18 protein-coding genes and 1 pseudogene are annotated in these 23,787 nt (G+C 73.9%); 12 read left to right on the forward strand and 7 right to left on the reverse strand.

The window, feature by feature from the left end; genetic code table 11:
* The first annotated feature begins 40 nt into the window (after positions 1 to 40).
* The 6 genes from H297_RS0113980 to H297_RS0114005 all read left to right on the forward strand — a co-directional run bounded on the left by H297_RS0113980 (position 41) and on the right by H297_RS0114005 (position 8,883).
* Positions 41 to 484: an SRPBCC family protein gene (locus H297_RS0113980; protein ID WP_027737570.1), complete on the forward strand. Its 444-nt coding sequence runs from the start codon at positions 41 to 43 to the stop codon at positions 482 to 484.
* 205 nt (positions 485 to 689) lie between these two features.
* Positions 690 to 3,746 carry an MFS transporter gene (locus tag H297_RS0113985; protein WP_486589508.1) on the forward strand — a complete coding sequence of 1,019 codons (3,057 nt, stop codon included), beginning with the start codon at positions 690 to 692 and terminating at the stop codon, positions 3,744 to 3,746.
* 263 nt (positions 3,747 to 4,009) lie between these two features.
* Positions 4,010 to 4,843, forward strand: coding sequence for a M55 family metallopeptidase (locus tag H297_RS0113990; RefSeq protein ID WP_027737572.1), 834 nt, complete (start codon positions 4,010 to 4,012; stop codon positions 4,841 to 4,843).
* Positions 4,836 to 6,296: a M20/M25/M40 family metallo-hydrolase gene (locus H297_RS0113995; RefSeq protein WP_027737573.1), complete on the forward strand. Its 1,461-nt coding sequence runs from the start codon at positions 4,836 to 4,838 to the stop codon at positions 6,294 to 6,296. The genes H297_RS0113990 and H297_RS0113995 overlap by 8 nt, the downstream gene beginning before the upstream one ends.
* Positions 6,297 to 6,310: 14 nt before the next feature.
* Positions 6,311 to 8,353, forward strand: coding sequence for a prolyl oligopeptidase family serine peptidase (locus H297_RS0114000; protein ID WP_027737574.1), 2,043 nt, complete (start codon positions 6,311 to 6,313; stop codon positions 8,351 to 8,353).
* Positions 8,350 to 8,883, forward strand: a complete 534-nt coding sequence (locus H297_RS0114005) for a DinB family protein (protein ID WP_027737575.1) — start codon at positions 8,350 to 8,352, stop codon at positions 8,881 to 8,883. The genes H297_RS0114000 and H297_RS0114005 overlap by 4 nt, the downstream gene beginning before the upstream one ends.
* Before the next feature lie 33 nt (positions 8,884 to 8,916).
* Here H297_RS0114005 and H297_RS0114010 read toward each other — a convergent pair whose 3' ends face one another.
* Entirely contained in the window at positions 8,917 to 9,912 is a 996-nt protein-coding gene (locus H297_RS0114010; protein WP_051351813.1) for an aminoglycoside phosphotransferase family protein, read from the reverse strand.
* Positions 9,913 to 9,964: 52 nt separating this feature from the next.
* Positions 9,965 to 10,105 (reverse strand): hypothetical protein, encoded by a 141-nt coding sequence (locus H297_RS43220; RefSeq protein WP_158693675.1) that lies wholly within the window; start codon positions 10,103 to 10,105, stop codon positions 9,965 to 9,967.
* A gap of 228 nt (positions 10,106 to 10,333) precedes the next feature.
* Here H297_RS43220 and H297_RS0114020 point away from each other — a divergent pair, with 228 nt between their 5' ends.
* Positions 10,334 to 11,014: a 4'-phosphopantetheinyl transferase superfamily protein gene (locus H297_RS0114020; RefSeq protein WP_027737577.1), complete on the forward strand. Its 681-nt coding sequence runs from the start codon at positions 10,334 to 10,336 to the stop codon at positions 11,012 to 11,014.
* Positions 11,015 to 11,182: 168 nt separating this feature from the next.
* Positions 11,183 to 13,177, forward strand: a complete 1,995-nt coding sequence (locus H297_RS0114025) for a DUF5107 domain-containing protein (protein WP_027737578.1) — start codon at positions 11,183 to 11,185, stop codon at positions 13,175 to 13,177.
* A 66-nt stretch (positions 13,178 to 13,243) separates the two neighbouring features.
* Here H297_RS0114025 and H297_RS0114030 read toward each other — a convergent pair whose 3' ends face one another.
* Both H297_RS0114030 and H297_RS0114035 read right to left on the reverse strand, forming a co-directional pair.
* Positions 13,244 to 13,597, reverse strand: a complete 354-nt coding sequence (locus tag H297_RS0114030) for a glyoxalase/bleomycin resistance/dioxygenase family protein (protein WP_027737579.1) — start codon at positions 13,595 to 13,597, stop codon at positions 13,244 to 13,246.
* Between the two features lie 88 nt (positions 13,598 to 13,685).
* Positions 13,686 to 14,495, reverse strand: a complete 810-nt coding sequence (locus tag H297_RS0114035) for a methyltransferase domain-containing protein (RefSeq protein ID WP_027737580.1) — start codon at positions 14,493 to 14,495, stop codon at positions 13,686 to 13,688.
* Between the two features lie 315 nt (positions 14,496 to 14,810).
* Here H297_RS0114035 and H297_RS36260 point away from each other — a divergent pair.
* The 3 genes and pseudogenes from H297_RS36260 to H297_RS0114050 form a co-directional block, all read left to right on the forward strand.
* Positions 14,811 to 15,596, forward strand: a pseudogene (locus tag H297_RS36260) (SigB/SigF/SigG family RNA polymerase sigma factor); the annotation flags it as partial.
* Positions 15,597 to 15,993: 397 nt separating this feature from the next.
* Positions 15,994 to 17,178 carry an aminotransferase class I/II-fold pyridoxal phosphate-dependent enzyme gene (locus tag H297_RS0114045; RefSeq protein ID WP_027737581.1) on the forward strand — a complete coding sequence of 395 codons (1,185 nt, stop codon included), beginning with the start codon at positions 15,994 to 15,996 and terminating at the stop codon, positions 17,176 to 17,178.
* Positions 17,179 to 18,531 (forward strand): MBL fold metallo-hydrolase, encoded by a 1,353-nt coding sequence (locus H297_RS0114050; protein ID WP_027737582.1) that lies wholly within the window; start codon positions 17,179 to 17,181, stop codon positions 18,529 to 18,531.
* A gap of 36 nt (positions 18,532 to 18,567) precedes the next feature.
* Here H297_RS0114050 and H297_RS0114055 read toward each other — a convergent pair whose 3' ends face one another.
* Together H297_RS0114055 and H297_RS0114060 are read right to left on the reverse strand one after the other, a co-directional pair.
* The gene (locus H297_RS0114055; RefSeq protein WP_037794154.1) at positions 18,568 to 19,218 is read right to left on the reverse strand and encodes a VTT domain-containing protein; all 651 of its coding nucleotides are present in this window, start codon (positions 19,216 to 19,218) and stop codon (positions 18,568 to 18,570) included.
* A gap of 53 nt (positions 19,219 to 19,271) precedes the next feature.
* Positions 19,272 to 20,048 (reverse strand): MBL fold metallo-hydrolase, encoded by a 777-nt coding sequence (locus H297_RS0114060; protein WP_027737584.1) that lies wholly within the window; start codon positions 20,046 to 20,048, stop codon positions 19,272 to 19,274.
* 372 nt (positions 20,049 to 20,420) lie between these two features.
* Here H297_RS0114060 and H297_RS36265 point away from each other — a divergent pair, with 372 nt between their 5' ends.
* Entirely contained in the window at positions 20,421 to 22,601 is a 2,181-nt protein-coding gene (locus H297_RS36265; RefSeq protein WP_078514066.1) for a phage holin family protein, read from the forward strand.
* A gap of 38 nt (positions 22,602 to 22,639) precedes the next feature.
* Here the strand turns inward: H297_RS36265 and H297_RS0114070 are convergent, their stop codons facing one another.
* Positions 22,640 to 23,695, reverse strand: coding sequence for an acyl-CoA desaturase (locus tag H297_RS0114070; RefSeq protein ID WP_027737585.1), 1,056 nt, complete (start codon positions 23,693 to 23,695; stop codon positions 22,640 to 22,642).
* Positions 23,696 to 23,787: the final 92 nt, after the last annotated feature.

The following is a 23,787-nucleotide window of genomic DNA, read 5'->3' on the forward strand; positions in this document are numbered from 1 at the left end:
AGCCCCGCTCGCAGGCGGGGTGACCAGCACAGGAGGAGCCATGGCGCAGGTCGAAGCGGCCACGCAGCGCGAGATCGCGGCCGAGCCCGAGAAGGTGTTCGATGCGCTCGCCGACTACAACGGGACCCGGCCCGAGGTGCTGCCCGAGCAGTACAGCGAGTACGAGGTACGCGAGGGCGGCGACGGCGAGGGCACGGTCGTGCACTGGAAGCTCCAGGCCACGTCCAAGCGCGTCCGTGACTGCCTGCTGGAGGTCAGCGAGCCGGCGGACGGCGAGCTGGTCGAGAAGGACCGCAACTCCTCCATGGTCACCACCTGGCGGGTGACCCCGGGCCGGCAGGAGCAGACCGCCCGCGTGACGGTCACCACGGTCTGGAACGGTGTCGGCGGTATCGGCGGCTTCTTCGAGAAGACGTTCGCCCCCAAGGGGCTGGCGCGGATCCACGACGACCTGCTGGCGCGTCTCGCCGCCAAGCTGGAGTGACCGCCGCCGCCCCGGTGCCGCCCGGGGAACCCGTGTGGGTGGCTCACCGGATCGGGTGGTTCCCGCGCGGGTGACTCGACTCGCGGGCGGTGCCGGGCCGTCGGACAAAACCCCTGTTCGGCGGCTCGAAAGGCGCCTGGGGCAACCGACTTGAGTCCCAACTGTCACACGCCGCGCACCCGAAGCGTGGTTGAACGCTCTTGTCGTGCAATGCGAGAAATACTCCCCCGAAAGCAGCGGCAAGGGGAGTGTGATGGGCGGGACCGGCGGGACCATCCTGCAGGGCAGGGACGACGGACGATCCGCGCCGGGAGGGGGCACGCGGGCGCCGGTGCACGCCCATCTCGGCCCGGCCGCAGTCGAGTTCACCGTAGAGGTGCCCGGCCACCGCGAGGTGCCCGTGGCCGCCGTGCCCGTACGGGCACCTGAGCTGAAGCCGCAGGGGAGCGGGCCCGCCGTCGCGGGCCATCCCGACGCGCAGGTCGCGCAGGCGGCACAAGCCGCGCGGGCAGCACAGGAAGCACGTGCAGGGCAGGCGGCACACCCGGCACCAGACGCTCAGGCCGCCAGGTCCGCCGCGGCGGCGGTGCCCGGCGATGCGACCGCGGGCGGCGCCGCCGCTGTCGCCTACCACGAGGCCGGGGCTCACCCCGCGTCCGCCGACCGCCGCACAGCCGTGGACGTTCACACAACCGCCGTCCTGTCCACGCCGGTCGGTCACGCAACCGCCGCCCGGTCCACTTCCGCGGGCCACCACGACGAGGCCGCGCACGGCGCCCTCTTCGACGACCTGCCGGGCGTCGAACCCCCGGCAACCGTCGGCGGCGGTGCGGCCGCCTACCAGGAAGCGCCGCCTGCGCCGGCTGCGGACGAGGGCGCGGGGCCGGGGGCCTCCCTCAGCCCGAGCCGCCTCAGGCTGGTGTTCGGCGCGCTGATGCTCTCGCTCCTGCTGGCTGCGCTCGAACAGACCATCGTCGCCACGGCGCTCCCCAAGATCGTCGGCGAACTCGACGGCCTGCGCCAGATGTCCTGGGCGGTCACCGCCTACCTTCTGGCAGCCACCATCGGGCTGCCCATCTACGGCAAGCTCGGCGACCTCTTCGGCCGCAAGGGCGTCTTCCTCTTCGCCATCGGTGTCTTCACGGTCGGCTCCGCCCTCGCCGGATGGGCCGGGTCGATGGAGGAGCTGATCGTCTACCGCGCCGTCCAGGGCACCGGCGCCGGCGGCCTCATGATCGGCGTGCAGGCGATCATCGCGGACGTCGTACCGCCCCGCGAACGCGGCCGCTACATGGGAGTGATCGGCGCCGCGTTCGGTCTCGCCTCGGTCGCGGGACCGCTGCTGGGCGGCTGGTTCACCGACGACCTCTCCTGGCGCTGGTGCTTCTGGTTCAACGTCCCGGTGGGCCTGCTGACCCTCGCGGTGACCGCCTTCGCGCTCAAACTGCCGCGGCCCCGTGTCCGGCCCCGACTCGACGTGCTGGGCGCCGTGCTGATGGCGGCCTTCTCCACCTGCCTGGTGCTGCTGACCAGTTGGGGCGGTACGACCTACGAGTGGGGCGACCAGGTCATCCTCGGCCTGGCCGCCGGATCGGTGGTCACCGGCGTCCTCTTCCTCGTCGTCGAACACTACGCACCCGAACCGGTGCTGCCGCTGCGGCTGTTCAAGGACTCCGTCTTCAACGTCACCGGGCTCGTCGGCGCCGCCATCGGCATCGCGCTCTTCGGCGCCGCCAGCTACCTGCCGAGCTTCCTGCAGATGGTCGAGGGCGCCAGCGCCACCTCGTCCGGCCTGCTGATGCTGCCACTGATGTGCGGTGTCGTCGTCTCCTCCACCCTCTCGGGCCAGCTCATCACCCGCACCGGGCACTACAAGATCTTCCCCGTCATCGGCTGCGCCCTCTCCGCCGAGGGCATGTGGCTGCTCTCCAAGCTGGACGAGGACACCTCGCGGGAGGTGTTCGGCATCTGGTCGGCCATCCTGGGGCTCGGCATCGGCTTCGTCCTGCCCGTACTGGTGCTCGCCGTGCAGAACTCCGTGCCGCCGTCCGACATCGGGGTGGCCACCAGCGCCAACAACTACTTCCGGCAGATCGGTGGCAGCGTCGGTGCCGCCCTCTTCGGCACCCTGCTGGCCCACCGCCTCGCGGACGCCCTCGCCCGCGAGCTGCCCGGCGGTGGGGGCGAGCTGCCCGAACCCGACTCCATCACCCCGCAGATCGTCCGCGCCCTGCCGCCGTCCCTGCGAGACGGCTACATCCAGGCGTACGCGGACGCCATGCCGCGGATCTTCCTCTACCTCGTCCCGGTGCTCGTCCTCGGGCTGGCACTGTCCCTCTTCCTCAAGGAGAAACCACTGGTGTCCCAGCACACGTCCGTGCCGCAGGCCCGCCCAGGCGAGACCGGCACAGCCACGGCGGCCGAGGCCGACGGCGCGGCTCCGTACGCCGCCGCGCAGCCCTCCCAGCACACGCACACCCAAGCGTCCCCCGCCCCGTACGCGGCCGGTGTCCCCGTCTGCGGCACGGTGCGGCACCACGACGGGAGCGCCGTGCCACGGGCCGCCCTCACCCTCGTCGACACCGGAGGCCGCCAGATCGGCCGCGGCGCCACGGGCGACGACGGGCGGTACGCCCTGAGCACCCCGGGGGAGGGCTCCTACGTACTGATCGCCGCCGCGGGCGGGCACCAGCCGCGGGCCGTCAGCGTCACCGTCGGCGAACGCCCCGTGGATCTGGACGTGGTGCTCGGCGGCGCGGGTCGGCTGGCGGGCAGCGTGCTGACGGCCGACGGCAACCCCGTCAAGGACGCCACGGTGACGCTGACGAACGTGCGCGGCGAAGTCGTCGCCACCACCCGCAGCGGACGTGAGGGCAGCTACGTCATCACCGAACTCGTGGCGGGCGAGTACACGCTGGCCGCCAGCGCACCCGTCTACCGTCCCGCGGCGCTGCCCGTCTCCGTGCAGGCCTCCCGCGAGACGCGGCAGGACATCGAACTGGCGGGCGGCGCGGTGCTGCGCGGCACCGTACGTGCCAGCGGCGGCCGGCCGGTCGAGGACGCCCGGGTCACCCTGCTGGACGCCGCAGGCAACGTCGTCGACACCGCCACGACCGGGGCCGACGGCATCTTCCGCTTCGTCGACCTGGCCTCGGGCGAGTACACGGTGGTCGCCGCCGGCTATCCGCCGGTCGCCACCGTCCTGCAGATCGCGGCCGGAGGCCGTACGGAGCGGGACGTCCAACTGGGTCACGAGGACTGACCGCTTCGGGGCCGTGCGTGCGGGGCCGGTGCGCGATGTCCGCGCCCCGGCGGCCGATCCTCTCGCGGAGCGGGAACCCGCTCGGGGGCCGGGCAGGGACGTTGTTCCTGCCCGGCTCCTGCGCTGTCGGCACCGTGGAAGCCGCAGGTCAGCCGCGTGCAGCGGCAGGCTCCTCGCCCGGCCGGGTGGAATCGGGTGGACTGGACCAGTGGAGTTATCCACAGGGGTGTCCCGGCCGGGAGCGACCGCGTAACGTTCCGGACATGAAGATCCTCATCAGCGCCGACATGGAGGGCGCCACGGGAGTCACCTGGCCTGCGGACGTACTGCCGGGCACCCCGCAGTGGGAGCGCTGCCGGGCGATGTTCACCTCCGACGTGGACGCGGCCGTCCGTGGCTTCTACGAGGCGGGCGCTGACGAGGTGCTCGTCAACGAGGCGCACTGGACGATGCGCAACCTCCTGCTGGAACAGCTCGACGAGCGCGCCGAGATGCTCACCGGCAGGCACAAGTCCCTCTCCATGGTCGAGGGCGTCCAGCACGGCGACGTCGACGGCGTCGCCTTCATCGGCTACCACACCGGGGCCGGCACCGAGGGCGTGCTCGCCCACACCTTCCTGGCCAACTCCCTCACCGGCGTATGGGCCGACGGCGTCAGGGCGAGCGAGGGGTACCTCAACGCGCTGGTGACGGCCGAGTACGGAGTGCCCGTCGTGCTGGTGACCGGCGACGACCGCACCGTCGAGGACGCGAAGGGCTACGCGCCGGACGCCCACAGCGTCGCCGTCAAGGACTACGTCTCGCGGTACGCCGCCGTGTGCCGGCCGCCCGCCCGCACGGCTGCCGAGATCCGGGAGGCGGCCCGGCGTGCCGCCCCGCTGGCTGTCCGGAGCACCCCGCCCGAGCCGGAACCGCACACGATCGAGATCGAGTTCGACGCGGAGCACCTCGTGGGCGCCGCCACCGTCGTGCCCGGCGTGGCCCCCTCGGGCGAGCGCCGCATCTCCTACACCTCGCCCAGCGCCTACGAAGCGATCAGGTGCTTCAAGGCCGTCACGACCGTCGTCTCCTCGGCAGTGGAGGAACAGTATGGCTGAGCAGGCACGCCCCGAGGCGGACGGCACCGCCGGGCGCCGCCCCGAAAGCGGCGGTCATCTGGACGCGCGGGTCTTCGAGGAAGTGGTGACGGCCACCTCCGAGCTGATCCGGATCGACACCACCAACCGCGGCGGCGGCGAAGGCACCGAACGCCAGGCTGCCGAGTACGTCGCCGCCGGCCTGGCCGACGTAGGGATCGAACCGCGGATCCTGGAGAAGAAGGCCGGACGCACCAACGTCGTCGCACGCATCGAGGGCACCGACCCCTCGGCGGGCGCGCTGCTGCTCCACGGTCACCTCGACGTCGTCCCGGCCGAGCCGGCCGACTGGACGGTCCATCCCTTCTCCGGCGAGGTGAAGGACGGGGTGGTGTGGGGCCGCGGCGCCATCGACATGAAGAACGCCGACGCGATGGCCCTCTCACTGGCCCGGGGCTGGGCCAGGGCGGGCGTGCGGCCCACCCGGGACATCGTGCTGGCCTTCACCGCCGACGAGGAGGACAGCGCGGAGTTCGGCTCCGACTTCCTTGTCGCACAGCATCCGGAGCTGTTCGAGGGCTGCACCGAAGGCATCAGCGAGTCCGGCGCCTTCACCTTCCACGCGGGAAACGGCCTGCGGCTGTACCCGGTGGCGGCGGGGGAGCGGGGGACGGCGTGGCTCAAGCTGACCGCGCACGGCAAGGCCGGGCACGGTTCCAAGGTCAACCGCTCCAACGCCGTCAGCAAGCTGGCCACCGCGATCCACCGCATCGGTGAGCACGAGTGGCCCGTCCGCCTCACGCCCACCGTCCGGGCGGCGCTCGCCCGCCTCGCGGAGCTCCACGGGCTGCGCCCGCCGGGCCCCGACGCGACGGACGACGAGGTGGACGCGCTGCTCGACCGGCTGGGCCCGGCCGCCGCGCTCATCGAACCCACGGTGCGCAACAGCGCCAACCCCACCGTGCTGGAGGCCGGTTACAAGGTCAACGTGATCCCGGGGACGGCCACCGCACGCGTGGACGGGCGCATGCTGCCCGGCGCCGAGGAAGAGTTCCGCAGCACGCTCGACGAGCTCACCGGGCCCGACGTGCGCTGGGAGTTCCAGCACCGGGAGGTCCCGCTGCAGGCGCCGGTGCACTCTTCCCTGTTCGCGGCCATGGGCGAGGCGCTGGAGCACTTCGACCCGGGTGCGCATGCGGTCCCCTTCTGCATGTCGGGTGGTACGGACGCCAAACAGTTCTCCCGGCTCGGCATCGTCGGCTACGGCTTCACCCCGCTCAAGCTGCCCGAGGGCTTCGACTACCAGGCGCTCTTCCACGGGGTGGACGAGCGGGTTCCGGTCGAGGCACTGCACTTCGGCGTCCGGGTCCTCGACCGCGTCCTGCTCGCCGGTACCGCCCCCGGCACTGCTCCCGGGGTCGCACCGTCCCTCTCGAACGCCTCAGCCACCCCGGCCACGACGGACGCCCGGTAAGGAGGCCGACCACCATGACCGTCCAAACGCCCTACGGCAGTTGGCCTTCACCCCTCGATGCGCGGACCGTCGCCGCGCACGACGGGCGCCCGGAGTTCCTCGGCTCCGTCGGCGAGGAGCTGTGGTGGACCGAGCCGCGTCCCGAGGAGGGCGGCCGCCGCGCCCTGATGCGCTGCGCGGCCGACGGACAGCCCCCGGCCGGTGTGCTGCCCGCCCCCTGGAACGTGCGCAACCGCGTCATCGAATACGGCGGACTGCCCTGGGCCGGTGCGCCGCGCCCCGAAGGCGGGCCCTTGATCGTCTTCACCCACTTCGCCGACCAGCGGCTCTACCTCCTGGAACCCGACTCCCCGGAGGCGGAGCCACGCCCGCTGACCCCGCTGTCGGAGGTCACCGAGGCCGGGCTGCGGTGGTGCGACCCCGTCGTCCTGCCGGAGCGGGGCGAAGCATGGTGTGTGCTGGAGGAGTTCACCGGGGAGGGGCCCACCGAGGTGCGGCGGCTGCTTGCTGCGGTACCGCTGGACGGGTCGGCCGCCCGGGACCGCGGCCGGGTGCGCGAACTCACCGGCGACGGCGACCGCTTCGTCACCGGGCCGCGCATGGCTCCTGACGGCCGCCGCGTGGTCTGGCTCGCCTGGGACCACCCGGCCATGCCGTGGGACGGCACCCGAGTGATGACCGCACCCGTCGCGGAGGACGGCACCCTGGGCGCCCCGCGCGTGGTCGCGGGCGGCCCCGAGGAAGCAGTGGCCCAGGCGGAGTTCGCCCCGGACGGCGCACTGCTCATCGCCACCGACGCGAGCGGCTGGTGGAACCTGCAACGGGTCGACGTCGAGGCCGCCGAGGCCGCCGACGCCGCGGAACCGGGCAGGGGGCCGACGGTGCCACGGGTGCCGCTCTGCCCCCGCGAGGAGGAGTTCGCGGGGGCCGCCTGGAAGATCGGCCAGCGCTGGTTCGTCCCGTTGCCGGGCGAGCTGGTCGCCGCGCTGCACGGGCAGGGGTCACAACGGCTCGGCGTGCTCGACCCGGAGACGGGCGCGCTGGTGGACGCGGCCGGACCCTGGACCGAATGGGCGGCCTCCCTCACCGCTGTCGACTCCCGCGTCGTCGGCATCGCCGCCGGCCCGCGCACCTCCTACGAGATCGTGGAGCTGGACACCCGCACCGGGCACACCGTCGTGCTGGCCGCCCGGCACGAGGACCACGTCGACCCCGCCTACTACCCCGAGCCGCAGATCCGCACCTTCCACGGCCCCGGTGGCCGGGACATCCACGCCCACCTCTACCCACCGCACCATCCGGACCGCACCGCGCCCCCCGGGGAGCTGCCGCCCTACGTGATCTGGGTGCACGGCGGCCCCACCAGCCGCTCGCCCCTGGTCCTGGATCTGGAGATCGCCTACTTCACCTCCCGGGGCATCGGCGTCGCCGAGGTCGACTACGGCGGCTCCACCGGGTACGGACGCGAGTACCGCAACCGGCTGCGGCAGCAGTGGGGCGTCGTCGACGTCGAGGACTGCGCCGCCGTCGCCCGCACACTGGCGAGCGAGGGCATCGCCGACCCGGCGCGGCTCGCCATCCGCGGCGGCAGCGCCGGCGGCTGGACCAGCGCCGCCTCCCTCACCTCGCCGCTCGCGGAGGGCGTGTACGCCTGCGGCACCATCTCCTACCCCATCCTCGACCTGACCGGTTGGGCCACGGGCGAGACCCACGACTTCGAGTCCCAGTACCTTCAGTCCCTGGTCGGCCCCCTCGCGGAGGTACCCGGCAGATACCGCGAACGGTCCCCCCTCCACCGCGCCCAGCGGATCACGGCCCCCTTCCTGCTGCTCCAGGGCCTGGACGACGTCATCTGCCCACCCGTCCAGTGCGACCGCTTCCTGCAGCAGGTCAAGGACCAGGGCGTCCCGCACGCCTACCTCTCCTTCGAAGGGGAGGGACACGGCTTCCGCAGAGCCGACACCATCATCCGTGCGGTGGAGGCCGAACTGGCGCTGTACGTCCACGCCTTCGGCCTCGACCGTTCGGACGTGCCGCGCCTGGAGCTGCGCCCGTGAGCGTGCCCCCGCTGCCCGAGGGCGAACCTGCCCCGGAACTGACCGACCCGCACACCCTGCTGGAGGGCTACCTCGACCACTACCGCCGCACGCTGCTCCGCAAGATCGCCCAGCTCTCCGAGGAGGAGCTGCGCGTCAGCCGGCTCCCTTCCGGATGGACACCGCTGGAGCTGGTACGCCACCTCCAGCATGTCGAACAGCGCTGGCTCGTCTGGGGTTTCATGGCCGAGCAGGTGGCCGAGCCCTGGGGCGACCAGGACCCGTCGTCCGGTGCGGACCGGTGGTGTGTGCCGGAGGGGACGGGCACGCGGGAGGTGATCGAGGCGTTCGAGCGGCAGTGTGAGCGTTCCCGCAGGGTGACGGCCGGTGCCGAGCTGGGGCGGCGGGCCGCGGTCGGCGGCAGGTTCGCCACCTTCGAACAGGCGCCCAGCCTCGCCTGGATCCTCTTCCACCTGCTCCAGGAGTACGCGCGCCACGTGGGCCAGCTCGATGTGGTCGTCGAGTTGGCGGGCGGCGGCACGGGGGAGTGACAGCGGCTGCCCCGACGTGACCGCCTTCCGCGCTCACGCAACCCCTGCCACCTGGGCGAGGACGGCGGCCTGGCGCAGGAGCGTGACGCTGTGGGAGAGGTCATCGTCCTCGTCCACCGACCACAGCGCGTACTCGACGTGCCGCGCCACCGACCAGGCGCGGATCCGGTCGACGTCCTCGCCCAGGGCGTCGGCGAGCAGGGCCGTGCGGTGGCGGAGCACGCGGTGCGGAGCGGGGTGGGCGAACGGGTCGTCGATCTGCTCCAGTACAGGCCACGGGTCGAAGGCGGGGTCGCCGGTCATCGGCTTGGCGTCGATGGCGAGCCACGGGTCGCGCCGGGCCGACAGCAGGTTGCCGGGGTTGGCGTCGCCGTGCAGCAGTACCGTGCGGCGGGCGGTGCGGGGGAGGTCGCGGAAGAGGCGGGCGGCGAGGCGGTACAGGCCGGGATCGAGTGCGGCGGGCCACTCCCGGGCGGCCTGACGGTCGGCCAGGTCGGCCCACTCGGCGGTGATGCGGGTCAGCGGTTCGACGCCGGCCCGTGCCGCTTCGGCCGCGTCGGCCGACCAGAGCCTGCGCAGCACGTCGGCGGCGGCGACCAGCCGTTCGTCCGCCGTGAGGTGGTCGGCGCTGCCGAGTTCGGCGCCCGGTTCCACCCGTTCCAGCAGGAGGGCGTAGCGGTCGGCGTCCTGTTCGAGTACGCGGGCGGCGCCGTTGCCGTTCCACAGGGCGAGGGCGGTGCCCTCGGTGCGGGCTTCCGGATGCGGCCAGGTCAGCTTCAGCACGGCAGGACTGCCGTCGGCCCGTTCGGCGGGCGCCACCCAGGAGCAGCTTCCGCCGTGGTAAGGCGCACCCAGGCGCAGTTGCCAGCGACGGCGCATCCGCTCCACCAGGTCGGGCAGCGTGGCCAGCCATGCTTTTCCGCTGTCCGTCGCACCGATGTGGGTGAACAGCGGAAGCGTCGGCGGAAGGAGCGAGGACGCCGCGGTCTCGTCGCGGACCTCGGTGTCGGTGGGTCGGTCGTCGGTCACGGAAGGGCGTCCCGTTCACGTGGTGGCCAGGTGGGGCCCTACCGTACGGTGGTCAGCCGCGCTTGTCCGCGCGGTCTCGGCGCGGCTCGCCCTGGTGGGCGCCGACGGCCGGCGGGCCGGGCACCGGGTTGCCGAAGTAGTCGCGGCCTCCGCCGTCGGGGAGCGGTACGCCCGGGCCGCTGCCGCTCGCCATGGGTGTCCCGGGAGGCGGCGGACGCCAGGAGAGTCAGGGCGGTCCGCGTGCTTGTCGTCGTGCGTGCTCCTCACCGTGGACCGTCTTGGGCAGGCGGGGCCGCCGTCGGGGACCGGGTGCCGACGAGGCCCCGGCCTGGGGGCCGGGCGCGTGCGGGGGTAGGGACTTTCGTGTGTGGGAACGTGGACTCGGCGACCGCGCGTTCACCCCTTCGGGTACGGTCGCGGCATGACGAGTGCCGCAGCCGGTACCAGCGACCCCGCCCGCTTCCCCGTCGTGCGCCTCCTCCGCGTCTCCGAGCGCGCGGCCGAGGCGAGGGCACCCGCGGCCCAGGCCTCGCTCTCGGCGGAGGAGCACGAGCGGGCCGGGAAGTTCGTGCGGCCCGCCGACCGGGACCGTTACCTGGTCGCCCATGTCGGACTGCGCCGGGAACTGGCCGACCTGCTGGACCTCGAACCGGCGGCCGTACGGCTCACCCGTGCCGACTGCCCGGTGTGCGGCGGCCCCCACGGCCGGCCCGCGGTCCCCGGCGACCCGGTGCACTTCTCGCTCTCGCACGCCGGTGACGTGGTCCTGCTGGCGTTCGCCGCTGTGCCCATCGGTGTGGACGTGGAACAGCACCCCTCGGTGAGGTCGGCCACCCAGACGATGGCCGCACTCCACCCCCGCGAATGCGCCGAACTGTCCGAGGTGCCGCCCGCCGCGCTGCCCGCCGCGTTCGCCCGCTGCTGGACGCGGAAGGAGGCCTACCTGAAGGGCACCGGCGCCGGTCTCGGCGAGGACCCGGCCATCACCTACGTCAGCTCCCTGGAGCAGCCCGCCCAGGTGCCCGGATGGCATCTGAGCGACCTGTCCGCACCGGACGGGTACGCCGCCGCGAGCGCGCTGCGGCAGGACGGCACCCCGTAAGGCGCCGGTGCGGGCCTCCCGGGCCCGGCGGCACCGGGCGGTCCGCACCGGCCCGTGCGAGGCGTGCAGAGGATCTGGCGCGTGGCCTGCGGAGCGTGTTCCATGGTCATCGGGGGTCCCGGTCAGGCGGCGGCACCCGTGGACGACGTGTGAAGAAGCGAGGTTGCCGTGGCCACGACCGTACGACGCAGTACCCGCACCCTGCCCGTCGCGCCGCTCGGCCCGGAGAATCCGCTGCCGGCGCTGCTGCCGTTGGACGAGGCGCACACCCTGGAGGAGTCCGAACGCGCGGCTCTGCCCGCGCAGATGGCCCGTCAGGTGGGGTACGCGCCGCTGCGTTCCGTCCTGCCGACGCGGGTGCTCGACGGCTACGGACGGCAGCGCACAAAGGCACCGCTGGCCGCCCTGGTGCTGGAGAACGACCGGCTGCGCGTCACCGTCCTGCCCGGACTCGGCGGGCGCGTGGCCTCGCTCTTCCACAAACCGACCGGGCGCGAACTCCTGTACGCCAACCCCGTCTTCCAGCCCGCCGACTTCGCCCTCAACGGCGCCTGGTTCTCCGGCGGCATCGAGTGGAACATCGGTGCGACCGGGCACACGACGCTCTCCTGCGCGCCGCTGCACGCGGCGCGCGTGCCTGCCCCCGGCGGTGACGGCGCGATGGTGCGGCTGTGGGAGTGGGAGCGGCTGCGGGACACCCCCTTCCAGGTGGACCTGTGGCTGCCCGACGAGTCCGACTTCCTGTATGTCGGTGCCCGCATCCGCAATCCGCACGACCGCACCGTGCCGGTCTACTGGTGGTCGAACATCGCCGTGCCCGAGGACGAGCGGACCCGCGTCCTCGCCCCCGCGGAGGAGACCTGGTACTTCGCCTACGAGCGGCGGCTGCGCCGCATCCCCGTCCCCGAGTGGCAGGGCGCCGACCTGAGCTACCCGCTCAACAGCCGGTTCCCCGCCGACTACTTCCACGAGGTGCCCGACGGCGCCCGCAAATGGATCGCCTCGCTCGACGAGAAGGGGCAGGGCCTCGTCCAGACCTCGACGGATCTGCTGCGCGGCCGCAAGCTGTTCGTATGGGGCTCCGGCACGGGCGGCAGGCGCTGGCAGCAGTGGCTGACCGAGCCGGGCACACCCGGGTACGCCGAGATCCAGGCGGGTCTCGCCCGCACCCAGCTCGAACACGTCCCGCTGGAGGCGGGTGGGGAGTTCGCCTGGCTGGAGGCGTACGGCCCCCTGGCGGCGGACCCCGCGGCGGTGCACGGCGCCGACTGGGCGACAGCCTGTGCCCACACGGAGCAACGGCTTCAGGCCGCGCTGCCCCGCGTCACGGTGGAGGCGGCCTACGACGCCTGGCGACCGTACGCCGATGCCGAGCCGGAGGGGGAGCCGCTGGCGGCGGGTTCCGGCTGGGGCGCGCTGGAGGTGGAGCGCGGAGCATTCACCCTGCCGGGTACGCCGTTCCCGGCCTCGACGCTCGGTGCCGACCAGCAGCCCTGGGTCGAGCTGTTGCGTACGGGGTCGCTGGTGTGCGGCCCGGCGGACGCGCCTCCGGGGCCCACGCTGGTCGCGGCGGGGTGGCGGGAGATGCTGGAGGCCGCGCACGCCGACGACCCGGCAACCCGGCAGGAGCTGGACTACCACCTGGGTGTCGCCCAGTGGCACGCCGGGGACCGCTCGCAGGCGGTACGCAGTTGGGAGCGGTCCCTGGGGCGGTCCGAGCGGCCGGGGGCGCGCTGGCCCGCGCTGCGCTGCCTGGCCGTCGCCGACCAGCAGGACGGCCACCCCGCCCGCGCCGCCGAACGCTACCTCGACGCGGTCTCGGACGCCCGCGCCCGGCTCGACGGCGGGCAGGAGGCCGCCGCCGCGGCGCTGGGGGCGCTGGCCCGGGAAGCGGTCGAGGCACTGCTGGCCGCCGGCCGCCCGGACGACGCCGCGGCCGTGCTGGAGGGGCTTACGGCTTGGGCGCGGCAGCGGGGCCGGTTCCGGCTGCTGGCCGCCCGCGTGCTGCTGGCCCAGGGCGACACGGCCGGGGCCCGCGCCGTGTTCGACGGCGGCTTCGAGGTCGAGGACCTGCGGGAGGGCGAGGAGGTACTGAGCGAGACGTGGGCGGCGTTGACGGACGAACCGCTGCCGGACCGCTACGACTTCCGCATGCGCCCGTAGGACGCCCGCGGGCCGACGGCCCTGGGGGCGCAGGCGCCCGCAGAGAGTGCACGCCTTTGGTGCCCGCTACCCCTCGGTCTTCCTGTCGACGTACTCGAAGACACTGCCGTCGGGGTGACGGGCCACCAGACTGCGGCCGATCTGAGTGGATTTCGGCCCGGTGATGATCTGCGCGCCCACGGTGTGCAGGTCGGCGAGCGCTTCGTCGACGTCCGTCACCGCGAGGGTGGCGCTGATCTTGGCGAGCACCTCCAGGTGTTCCTGGTCCCCGCTCATCAGGAAGAACGGTCCGACGGCCGCGACCTCCACCGGGCCGTTGCTGAAGCGCATCGCCTCCGCGCTCGCCAGCCGTTCGTACACCGGTACGGCGGCATCCAGATCGTCGACGCAGATACGCAGCGAGGCCCCGAGAATATCCATGGCCCCACCCTAGGCGGCCACCGCGTCGAACCGCATGGCCGGGGACGGGAGTTGCCGCGGCCCCAGCGTCCTGGCCCGGGGTGGGGTCTCAGGGACGGCAGAGGATCTCACCGTGCAGGACGGCGAACCAGCCGTCCTCCTGCGCACCCCACTCCCGCCACGCCTCGGCGATCCGCTGCAACTCCTCGTGGGTGGCCAGCCCGCCCTCGACCGCGATGCGGGCGTAGCTGGAATCCACCGTGCGGTCCGCCCACAGGCCGCTCCACCAGGCGCGCTCCTCGGGCGAGTGGAAGCACCACGTGCTGGTGGTGACCGTGACGTCGGTGAAGCCCGCCTGCCGTGCCCATGCGTGCATGCGGCGCCCCGCGTCCGGTTCGCCGCCGTTGGTGCGGGCCACACGGCGGTAGAGATCCAGCCACTCGTCCATACTGGCCACTTCGGGGTACCAGAACATGCCGCCGTAGTCCGCGTCCCTGGCGGCCACCATTCCGCCGGGTGCGCACACCCGGCGCATCTCCCGCAGGGCACCGACGGGGTCGCCCACGTGCTGGAGGGTCTGGTGGGCGTGGACGACGTCGAAGGAGCCCTCCGGGAACCGGAGCGCGTGCACGTCGCCGGTGGTGAACTCGGCGTTGTGCAGGCCGCGTTCCGCCGCCGTCTCGCGCGCCTGGGCCAGCACGCCCTCGGCGGCGTCCAGTCCGGTGACCGACCCCTGCGGCACCAGCGCCGCGAGGTCGGCCGTGATCGTGCCGGGGCCGCAGCCGATGTCCAGGACGCGGTGGTCGGGGCGCAGCTCGCCGAGCAGGTAGGCGGCCGAGTTGTCGGCGGTGCGCCAGCGGTGCGAGCGCAGAACGGACTCGTGGTGGCCGTGGGTGTACACGGCGGTCTCGTGTGCCATGCACGCAGCCAATCAGTCGTCTTGCGATACGAACAATATAGTTTCGAAATGTGGACAGTTCACCGATGGCCCCTACGGTCGCCCCCGATGTCCTCCTTCCCGTATCACCATCACCGACAGCGGAGTTGGGCGGTTCGGGCGCCCACCGGAGGGCGGTGTTTGGCTCCGAAGGTGCCGGGCACCCGGGAGTCCGTGCTTCGGAAAGAAGGCACTTCCGCGGGATCGACGCGCGCACCACGTCCGCTCCGTCGCCCCGTCGGTGCCTTCGCTCCCGCGGTGTCCGTTCGCCGACATGACCGCTACGGGAGCACAGCGATGACCGTCCGCACGAAACGCGCGAAGCGCCCGCACCACGACGCCCCCGACACCGCCGCCGACTTCCGGCGCATCGCTGAGCTGCCCGACGGCCCCGAGAAGGACGCGGTACGCCAACGGGTGGTGCAGGCCTGGATGCCGATGGCCGAACGGCTGGCCCGGCACTTCCGCAACCGGGGCGAGGCGCTGGAGGACCTCGAACAGGTCGCGGCACTGGGTTTGGTCAAAGCTGTCGCGCGCTACGACGTCTCGCGGGGCTGCGCCTTCGAGAGTTTCGCCGTGCCGACCATCGTCGGCGAGGTCAAGCGGCACTTCCGCGACCACATGTGGGGGCTGCACGTGCCCCGGCGGATCCAGGAGCTGCGCAACCGGGTGCGCGTCGGCCGCCGCGAACTCAGCCACCACCTCGACGACCGCAGCCCCTCCGTGCGCCGTATCGCCGAACACACCGGGCTCAGCGAGGAGGACGTGCTGCTGGGCATGGAGGCGCTGGACAGCTACAGCACCCTGTCCCTGGACGCACAACTGCCCGGCGCGGACGACGGGTACGCGCTCGTCGACACGCTCGGCGACTCCGAGCCGGGCTTCGACCAGGTGGTCTACCGCGAGGCGGTCAAGCCGCGGCTGCGGCGGCTGCCCGAGCGCGAGCGGCGCATCCTGTACCTGCGCTTCTTCTGCGACATGACCCAGAGCCGGATCGCCGAGCAGCTCGGCATCTCGCAGATGCACGTCTCGCGGCTCATCAGCCGGACCTGTGCCCGCATCCACCACGAGGTCGAGGCCGACCGGCGCCGCGAGCGCGAGGTCTCCGGCACACAGGTCTCGGGCACACAGTTCTCGGGCACACAGTTCTCGGGCACATGGGCCTCCGCCGGTGAGGCCCGACGCCGAACCGCTGCGGGTCATGCCGCTCGGCGTACGGCGGCGCGTCAGGACGAGGGGCGGCGCCGCACCCGCCGTCGGCAGGCGGCGAGGACGGGCGGCCGTGCCCGGCGCCGTAGTGCGATGTCCGCCGACCGCGGCGCCTGAGCAACCGCGCCCCCCTGACGCCTGCTCGGGCGAGGACAGCTCACCTCGACGCCGCGCGGGCGTCCGCGCGCAGCCGTGTCGCCGATGCCGGTGTCACAGCCGTCTGCGAAGGTGTACACAAGACGGTTGTCTGATCTACAGGTAGGCGGGACATATGCGGCGCGCGGACCGGGGGACCCAGGAGAGTTCGCCCCCGCACGCCGCTGCTGACGTTCTGACCGCGCTGCGGGACGCCGCGTGCGGGTACTGGCGGCGGCGGGGGCTGCCCACGGAACCCGCCCAGACGGCCGTCGCGCCCGGCGCCGAGGTGCTGCTGCTCGCCGTGCTGGCGGGGCTGGACGAGGAGCGGCAGCAGTCCGGCGGCGTCGGCAGCGTGCTGCTCCCGCACCCGTGTGCGTCCTGGTACGCGCCCCAGGCGCACCTGCTGGGGCGGACGGTGCACACGGTGCCGGTGCCCGCCGAGTGCGGGGGTATGCCCGACCCCTTCGCGCTGCTGGAGACGGTCCGCAGAGCACGGGCGGCGGGGGAGGAGCCGCGAGCGCTGGTGCTCTCCGTCGCCGACGACGTCACGGGGACGGCCGCGCCGCCCGAACTGCTGCACGAGGTGTGCGAGGCGGCCGTCGCCGAAGGCCTGCTCCTCGTCAGCGACGAGACGTGGCGGGACACCTCGCACGAGCCGCACGAGACCGTGCTGGTTAGCCCGGCCGAGATGCTCGCCGAGGCGGGGCGTCCCGAACACGCGGTGGTCCTCGCCGGGCTCGGGCCCACGATGCTGCCGCCGGGGGCGCAGGCAGGGGTCGCGCGGTTCGCCGGGACAAAGCAGGGGCGGTTGCTGCGCGCCCGTGCGTCCGAGAGGCTGACGGCGCTCGGCTGCGGCGGGCCCTCGGAGCCCGTGGCCAGGGTGGCCGCCGAGGCGCTGGCCGAACCCGGGGACCTGCGGGCCCGGCGCACCGCCGAGTCCCGGCTGCACGGCAGGCTGGCCCGCCTGCTGCACGCGGCGGTCTCCGACGCCGGAGCCGTGTGCCGCCCGCCACGCCTCGGGCGGCACCTCTACGCGGACCTGGACCGCTTCAGGCCCCTGCTCGCCGCCCGAGGCATCACGGACGCACCCCGGCTGGAGGCCGAACTGGTGCGCCGCCTCGGCCCCTACGCGGTGGGCGGGCACCGCTTCGGCGACGACCCACGGGAGTTGCGGGTGCAACTGTCGACGGAGGTGCTCACCGGCGGACGGCCGCGGGACCCCGCTGAGCCGGTGCGCGGGGAATCGCCGGACGTGGCCGAGGCGTTGGCACAGGTGCAGTCGGTGCTGGCCGACCTCACGGATGGGAGCTCTCACTAGATGACCGATCGGACCGGGCAGAGATCCGAGCCCTCCTCCACCGCTTCGTCCCCGCCGGAGGGGGGCTCCGCGCAGGAGAGGCCCACCCCCGCGGACGGCACCCCGCCGCCCGACGGCCCTGCCTCTTCCGGCGTCACCCCCACCTCCTCCGGCGAAGGCCGACCCGCCGAGGGCGCGTCCCCCGAGGACATGCCTCCCGAGGGCGCCGCCGACGGCACCCCGCTCGGCGGCGGCCCCGCACCGGATGCGGCTCCGCACGCGCACGGGGCACAGCCGGGGAGGCCGGTGCCCGCCTGCGGTGCCGGCCACGGCGGTGCGTCCGGGCCGACCGACGTGCTGCTCCAGCCCCCGCCACCCGCGCTGTCCCCGCCCCGCCCCGTGGGAGCGCGCCGCATGTGGCCGCGCTCCTTCGTCGACCGGCTCACCTCACCCCTGCCGGGGGTCCGGGCACTGGCGCGGATGGCCCGCGAGGGCGCGATGCGGCCGGTCTCCGCCGCGCTGGCCGAGGAGATCCCCAGGCTGCCGTTCGCACCGGGCCCGATGCCCGATCCGGGTCCGGACACCGTCGCCGTCACCTGGGCCGGGCACGCGAGCTGGGTGGTGCGGATCGGCGGTTTGACGGTATTGACCGACCCCGTCTGGTCCCGCAAGATCCTCGGCACCCCCGCCCGCGTCACGCCGGTCGGCGTCGCCTGGCGGAACCTGCCGGCGGTGGACGCGGTCGTGATCTCGCACAACCACTACGACCACCTCGACGCGCCCACCCTGCGCAGGCTGCCGCGTGACACCCCGCTCTTCGTACCCGCCGGGCTGGGCGGCTGGTGCCGCAAGCGCGGCTTCACCACGGTCACGGAGCTGGACTGGTGGGAGGGCGCCGAACTGCCCACCCCGGACGGTGCGCGGGTACGGTTCGACTTCGTACCGGCGCACCACTGGTCGAAGCGGTCCCTCACCGACACCTGCCGGTCCCTGTGGGGCGGCTGGGTGCTGACGGACCGGCACAAGCAGCGGGTGTACTTCGCGGGAGACACGGGGTACGGGCACTGGTTCGGCGAGATCGGCCGCCGCTACCCGGGCATCGACCTGGCGATCCTGCCCATCGGGGCCTACGACCCGCGCTGGATGCTGCGTCCCGTCCACACGGACCCGGAGGAAGCGGTGCTCGCCTGCCAGGACGTGGGGGCGCCCCGCATGGCGCCGATGCACTGGTCCACGTTCCTGCTCTCGGGCGAGCCGCCCTTGGAGCCGTTGATCCGGGTGCGGGCCGCCTGGCACAAGGCGGGGCTGCCTCGGGAGGACCTGTGGGACCTTCCGGTGGGCGCGTCCCGCCTCCTGGAGCCGGCGCACCCCTGACACGGGCCCGGCCGGGCAGGCCGTGCGCGGCGGATGTCACTCCGAGGTGCGGGGCCGCCGCGGTCGCCGCACCCGGCGCCACAGGGAGGGCGCGGCGCTGATCACCACCGTCAGCGCCACGGCCGCCAGCACGCCCTCCCAGGGGCGGGGGAAGAGCGAGCCGCCCACCACGCCGATGACCTGGTAGGCGGCCGACCAGGCCAGGCACGCCAACACGTCGCCGCGGGCGAACTCCCGTATCCGCATCCGTGCCAGCAGGCAGGCCAGCATCACCGGGATGCGGCCCGCGGGCACCAGCCGGGAGACGACCAGTACCGCGATCTCGTGCTCGCGGAGTTTCTCGTCGGCCTGCGCCAGCCGCTCGGGCGCCGCCCGCTCGCGCAGCGCGGACAGCCATTTGGAGCCGTTCTTGGAGCCGACACCGCGTCTGCCCAGCCAGTAGAGGGCCATGTCGCCCAGGAACGCGGCGAGGGAGGCGATGCCGAAGACGGCCAGCAGGGCGAGCGCGGGCAGGCTCTGGTGGAGGGCCACCACCGCCGCCCCGCTGACCAGGGCCCCGGTCGGTACCACGGGCACCAGGGAGCCCAGCACGATCAGCAGGAACAGGGAGGGGTAGCCCAGCGCCTGCTGGGTGGCTTCCGGGGGCCGTGCGACCGTGTCGGAGAGGGTCTCGACGACCGTGGACAGACCGCTCACCCCGGCGGCCAGCCCGGTGACCGGCCCGTCCAGGAGGGCCCCGTTCACCGGTCCGCCTCCAGCCGTACGCTCTCGCCGTGCTCCAACAGGTGCACCGTGACCTCGGGTGCGGGACCGGCCGCCAGCCGCTGGAACTCGTAGCCCGGGGAGTGGAACTCGTGCGGCCGGACCGCGTCCATGCCGACCGGCCAGTAGGTGCCGAAGTGCACCGGCACCGCGCTGCGCGGCTGGAGCGCGGCCAGCGCCTCGGCCGCCCGCCCCGCGTCGAGGTGGTCCTTGCCCAGGAACGGGCCCCAGCCGCCCACCGGCAGCAGCGCCGTGTCCACCGCGCCGACGGCCTCGGCCATGCCGTCGAACAGCCCGGTGTCCCCGGCGAAGTAGGTGCGCTCCTCGCCCTCGATCACGTACCCCAGCGCGGGGGAGGCGTGCCGTCCCATCGGCAGCCGCCGTCCGTCGTGGGCGGCGGGCACGGCACGTACGGTCACCTCGCCGGCGCGCACGGTCTCGCCCGGCGTCACCTCGGCCAGCTCCAGCAGCCGTCCGAGCCGGCGCAGCCCGGGCACGGCCCGCGAGGCGCCCCGCGGCAGCACGACACGCGTCCCCGGCTCCAGCCTGGCGAGGGAGCCCAGGTTCAGGTGGTCGGCGTGCAGATGGGAGATCAGCACCAGGTCGGCGCGGGCGGCCTCGGGCGGCGGCAACGCGCCGCGCCTGCGGCGCAGGTGGGCGAGGCGGCGCACCAGCAGCGGGTCCGTCAGCACCGTGACGCCCGAGTCCCGGACGGTGGCCGTGGCGTGCCCCCACCAGGTGACCTCGACCGGCACGTGCGTTCCTCCTTCGGACTGGCTGGCCCGCCGGCGCTTGTCCGCCGGCTGTGCGGGCACTCTCGCGGTGTCGGCGCGCGGGTGTCCGGTATCCCCGAGCCTAAGCGTGCGGGGCCACGCGCCGACGGCGGCCTCCGCCGTGCAGCGCCGTCCGGCCGCCCGGAGGGACTGTGCAAAAGTGGAGGATGCTCTCACAGGGGAGGCAGCAGAAGTTCCCGCCACAGGGACGGAAGCGCTGCCCGGCAGGAGCACAGGGGAGACAGGGGCGAAGGCCCCTGCGGACGAGCGGAAGGTGACCTGGAGGACGTGCGCGCGTTCCGGATTCCGTGGCGCAGGCTGGGCGCGGCCGCGCTGCGCGTCGGTGCTGTCTGGATGGTCAGCACCCTCACGATGCTCGTCCTGGCCGGTGTGCTGCCCGACTTCCGGCTCCAGTCGGCCAGCGGCGACAGCGCCACCGTGATCGGTATCACGGCCGCCGCGGGTGCCGGCGCCTTCGGTCTGCTCAGCGCCCTGGTGTGGCCGCTGCTGGTCCGTGCCTTCCTGCTGGTGCCTGCGCTGGTCCTCGGGCTGCTCGTCTTCTTCCTGAACGGTTCGCTGCTGTGGCTGGCGCTCTCCCTCGTCCCGTACGGCAGCGGCAGCACGGACCCCTCGATGGCGGTGGTCGTCGCGGCGGTCATGTCGGCGGCGTCCTCCGCGACCAACGCATTGCTCGCCGTACGGGACGACCGCGCCTACCGTCGCAGGCTGGCCCGGATAGCCGTGCGCAGGCGCCGCAGGGAGGGCCGCAGCGAGCTGCCCGCCACCCCCGGCACGGTCTTCCTCCAGCTCGACGGTCTCGGGTACCAGGTCCTCAAGGAGGCCGTGAGCGCTCCGGACGGCGGCGAGCCGCTCATGCCCTCCGTCGCCGCCATGTCCGCGCACTCCCACCGGCTCACCCGCTGGCGCACCGACTGGTCCAGCCAGACCGGCGCCAGCCAGCTCGGCATCCTGCACGGCAGCAACGAGGACGTGCCCGCCTTCCGCTGGTACGAGAAGGAGACCGGCGAGGTCGTCGTCAGCAACCGCCCCACCAGCGCCGCCGCTCTCCAGCGCCGCGCGGTGGAACGTACCGGCGACAAGGGGCTGCTCGCCCAGGACGGTGCCAGCCGGGGCAACCTGTTCACCGGCGGGGCCCGGCAGGTGGCGCTGGTGCTCTCGGTCGCCGCCCGCCGGGGCCGGGACACCCGGTCACGCGCCGGGTACTTCGCCTACTTCTCCGACCCGGCCAACGCCACCCGCACCGCGGTCTCGTTCGTCGCGGAGGTGGTGCGTGAGGCGGTCCAGTCGACGCGCGCGCTGCTGCGCCGCGAGCGGCCCCGGGTGGGGCGTGGCGGTCTGTACCCGTTCGTCCGCGCGTTCGCCACCGTCGTCGAGCGCGACGTGGTGGTGGCCGCCGTGCTCGGCGACATGCTCAGCGGCCGCACCGCCGTCTACGCCGACCTGGTCGGCTACGACGAGGTGGCGCACCACTCCGGGCCCCGGGGCCGGGACACCCGCCAGGTGCTGCGCCGCCTCGACCGCTCCGTGCAGTTGATCGCCAAGGTCGCCGCGCGGTCCCCGCGCCCCTACCGTCTGGTGCTGCTCTCGGACCACGGCCAGAGCGCGGGCGAGACGTTCGAGGAGGCCTACGGGCTGACCCTGGAGGACCTCGTGCGGGCGGGCAGCGGGCTGCGGGTGCCGCGCCGCGCCGGCCGGACGGCCAGCGGTTCGGAGGCCCGTGCGGCGGCCCGCGCCGCGCTGCGGCGGCCGGAGGAGTGCGGCCAGGAGGTGCCGCGCACTCCCGACCGGGAGCGCGGCCCGGTGGTCCTCGCCTCCGGGAACCTCGGCCTGATCTCCTTCCCCGAGATCCCCGGGCGCGTCACGCGCGAGCGGATCGAGGAGCTGCGGCCCGCGCTGCTGCCGACGCTGACCGAGCACCAGGGGATCGGGTTCGTGCTCGTGGAGAGCGAGGAGCACGGCCCGGTGGTGCTGGGGGCCGGCGGCTGCGAGCACCGGCTGGCGACCGGCGAGATCGTCGGTCCGCACGATCCGCTGGCCCCGTTCGGCCCGGGCGCGGCCGAGGCGGTGCGGCGGACGGCGGGTTTCGCGCACGTGCCCGACATCGTGGTCAACTCCGCGTTCGACCCCGCCACGGGGACCGTGCACGCCTTCGAGGAGCAGGTCGGCTCCCACGGGGGGCTGGGCGGCGAGCAGAGTCACGCCTTCCTGCTCTCCCCTCTGGAGCTGTCCGAGCCGGTGGCGCCCGGGGAGGAACTGGTCGGCGCCGAGGCGGTGCACCGGGTGCTGCGGCGCTGGCTGGCCGAGTCCGCCGACCCCGGTCTGTTTCCGGGCGCCGGGCGGCTGCCCGCCCCGGCAGCCCCCGCCCCCGTCCCGGCGTCCCTGTCCTCGGCGTCCCCGGCGTCCCCGGCGTCCCCGGCGTCCCCGGCGTCCCCGGCCTCGGCCTCGCCCACGTCCGCCCCTGAGTCGGCCTCCGCTTCCGACGGTCCGGAGCCGCTCCCGGTCCCGGGCGGCTGAGGCTCGGCTCCGGGTCGCGGCTCCACCGCCGGGCCGCCTCAGCGCCGGGCGCGGATCGGGGCGCCCACGTCACGGAGGTGACCGAGGGCTTCGCCCCAGGAGGCGAGCAGCCCCGTCTCGTGGTACGGGATGCCCAACTCGGCGCAGTAGGCGCGCACCAGGGGCCGTGCCTTGCGCAGGTGCGGGGTCGGCATGCTGGGGAAGAGGTGGTGCTCGATCTGGTAGTTGAGCCCGCCCAGCGCGATGTCGGTCAGCAGCCCGCCCCGCACGTTGCGGGAGGTCAGCACCTGGCGGCGCAGGAAGTCGGGGCGCTCGTCCCCCTTGAGGGTCGGCATACCCTTGTGGTTGGGGGCGAAGATGCTGCCGAGGTAGACGCCGAAGACCGCGTGGTGCACGAAGAGCACCGTGAGGGCCCACCCGACAGGCAGCGCCCAGAAGAGTGCGCCGAGGTAGCCGGCGAGGTGGACCAGGAGCAGCCCGCCCTCCAGCCACCGGCGCTTCATGTGCGGCTGGCGCAGCGCCCGGACGCTGGAGACGTGCAGGTTGAAGCCTTCGAGGGTGAGCAGCGGGAAGAACAGTGCCGCCTGGTGCCGGCCGATGAACCGGGGCAGCCCGCGCGCTTCGGCGGCCTGCTCCTGTGACCACACGAGGATGTCGGGCGCCACGTCCGGGTCGAGGTCCTCGTGGTTGGGGTTGGCGTGGTGGCGGGTGTGCTTGTTCATCCACCAGCCGTACGACATGCCGATGCACAGGTTGCCCACGGCGCGGCCGAAGGCCTCGCTGGCGCGGCGGCCGCGGAAGACCTGGCGGTGTGCCAGGTCGTGGGCGACGAGCGCCAGCTGTCCGTAGACCACGCCCAGGTAGGCGGCCACCGCGAGCTGCCACCACGAGGCCCCCACCGTGAAGAGGGCCACCCAGCCCGCGGCGAAAGCCAGGGCGACGAGGGTGAGGCGTACGGCGTAGTAGCGCGGCCTGCGGGCCATCAGTCCCGCCGCCGAGATCCGGTCGGCGAGCCGGGAGAAGTCGCTGCCCGCCCGTTCGCCTCGGCCGTTCCGTCCGGTGCGGGGCGAGGGCACGTCGATCGCTGTCGTCATGCCTACGAGCCTTCCGGCCGCCGCCGGGCGCGGACAGCCGCGCAGCACGCCTGTGGGGGCGGGGGTCTGGCCTCCCCGGTGGGTGTAGCCAG

This window comes from Streptomyces sp. CNT360, assembly GCF_000424785.1.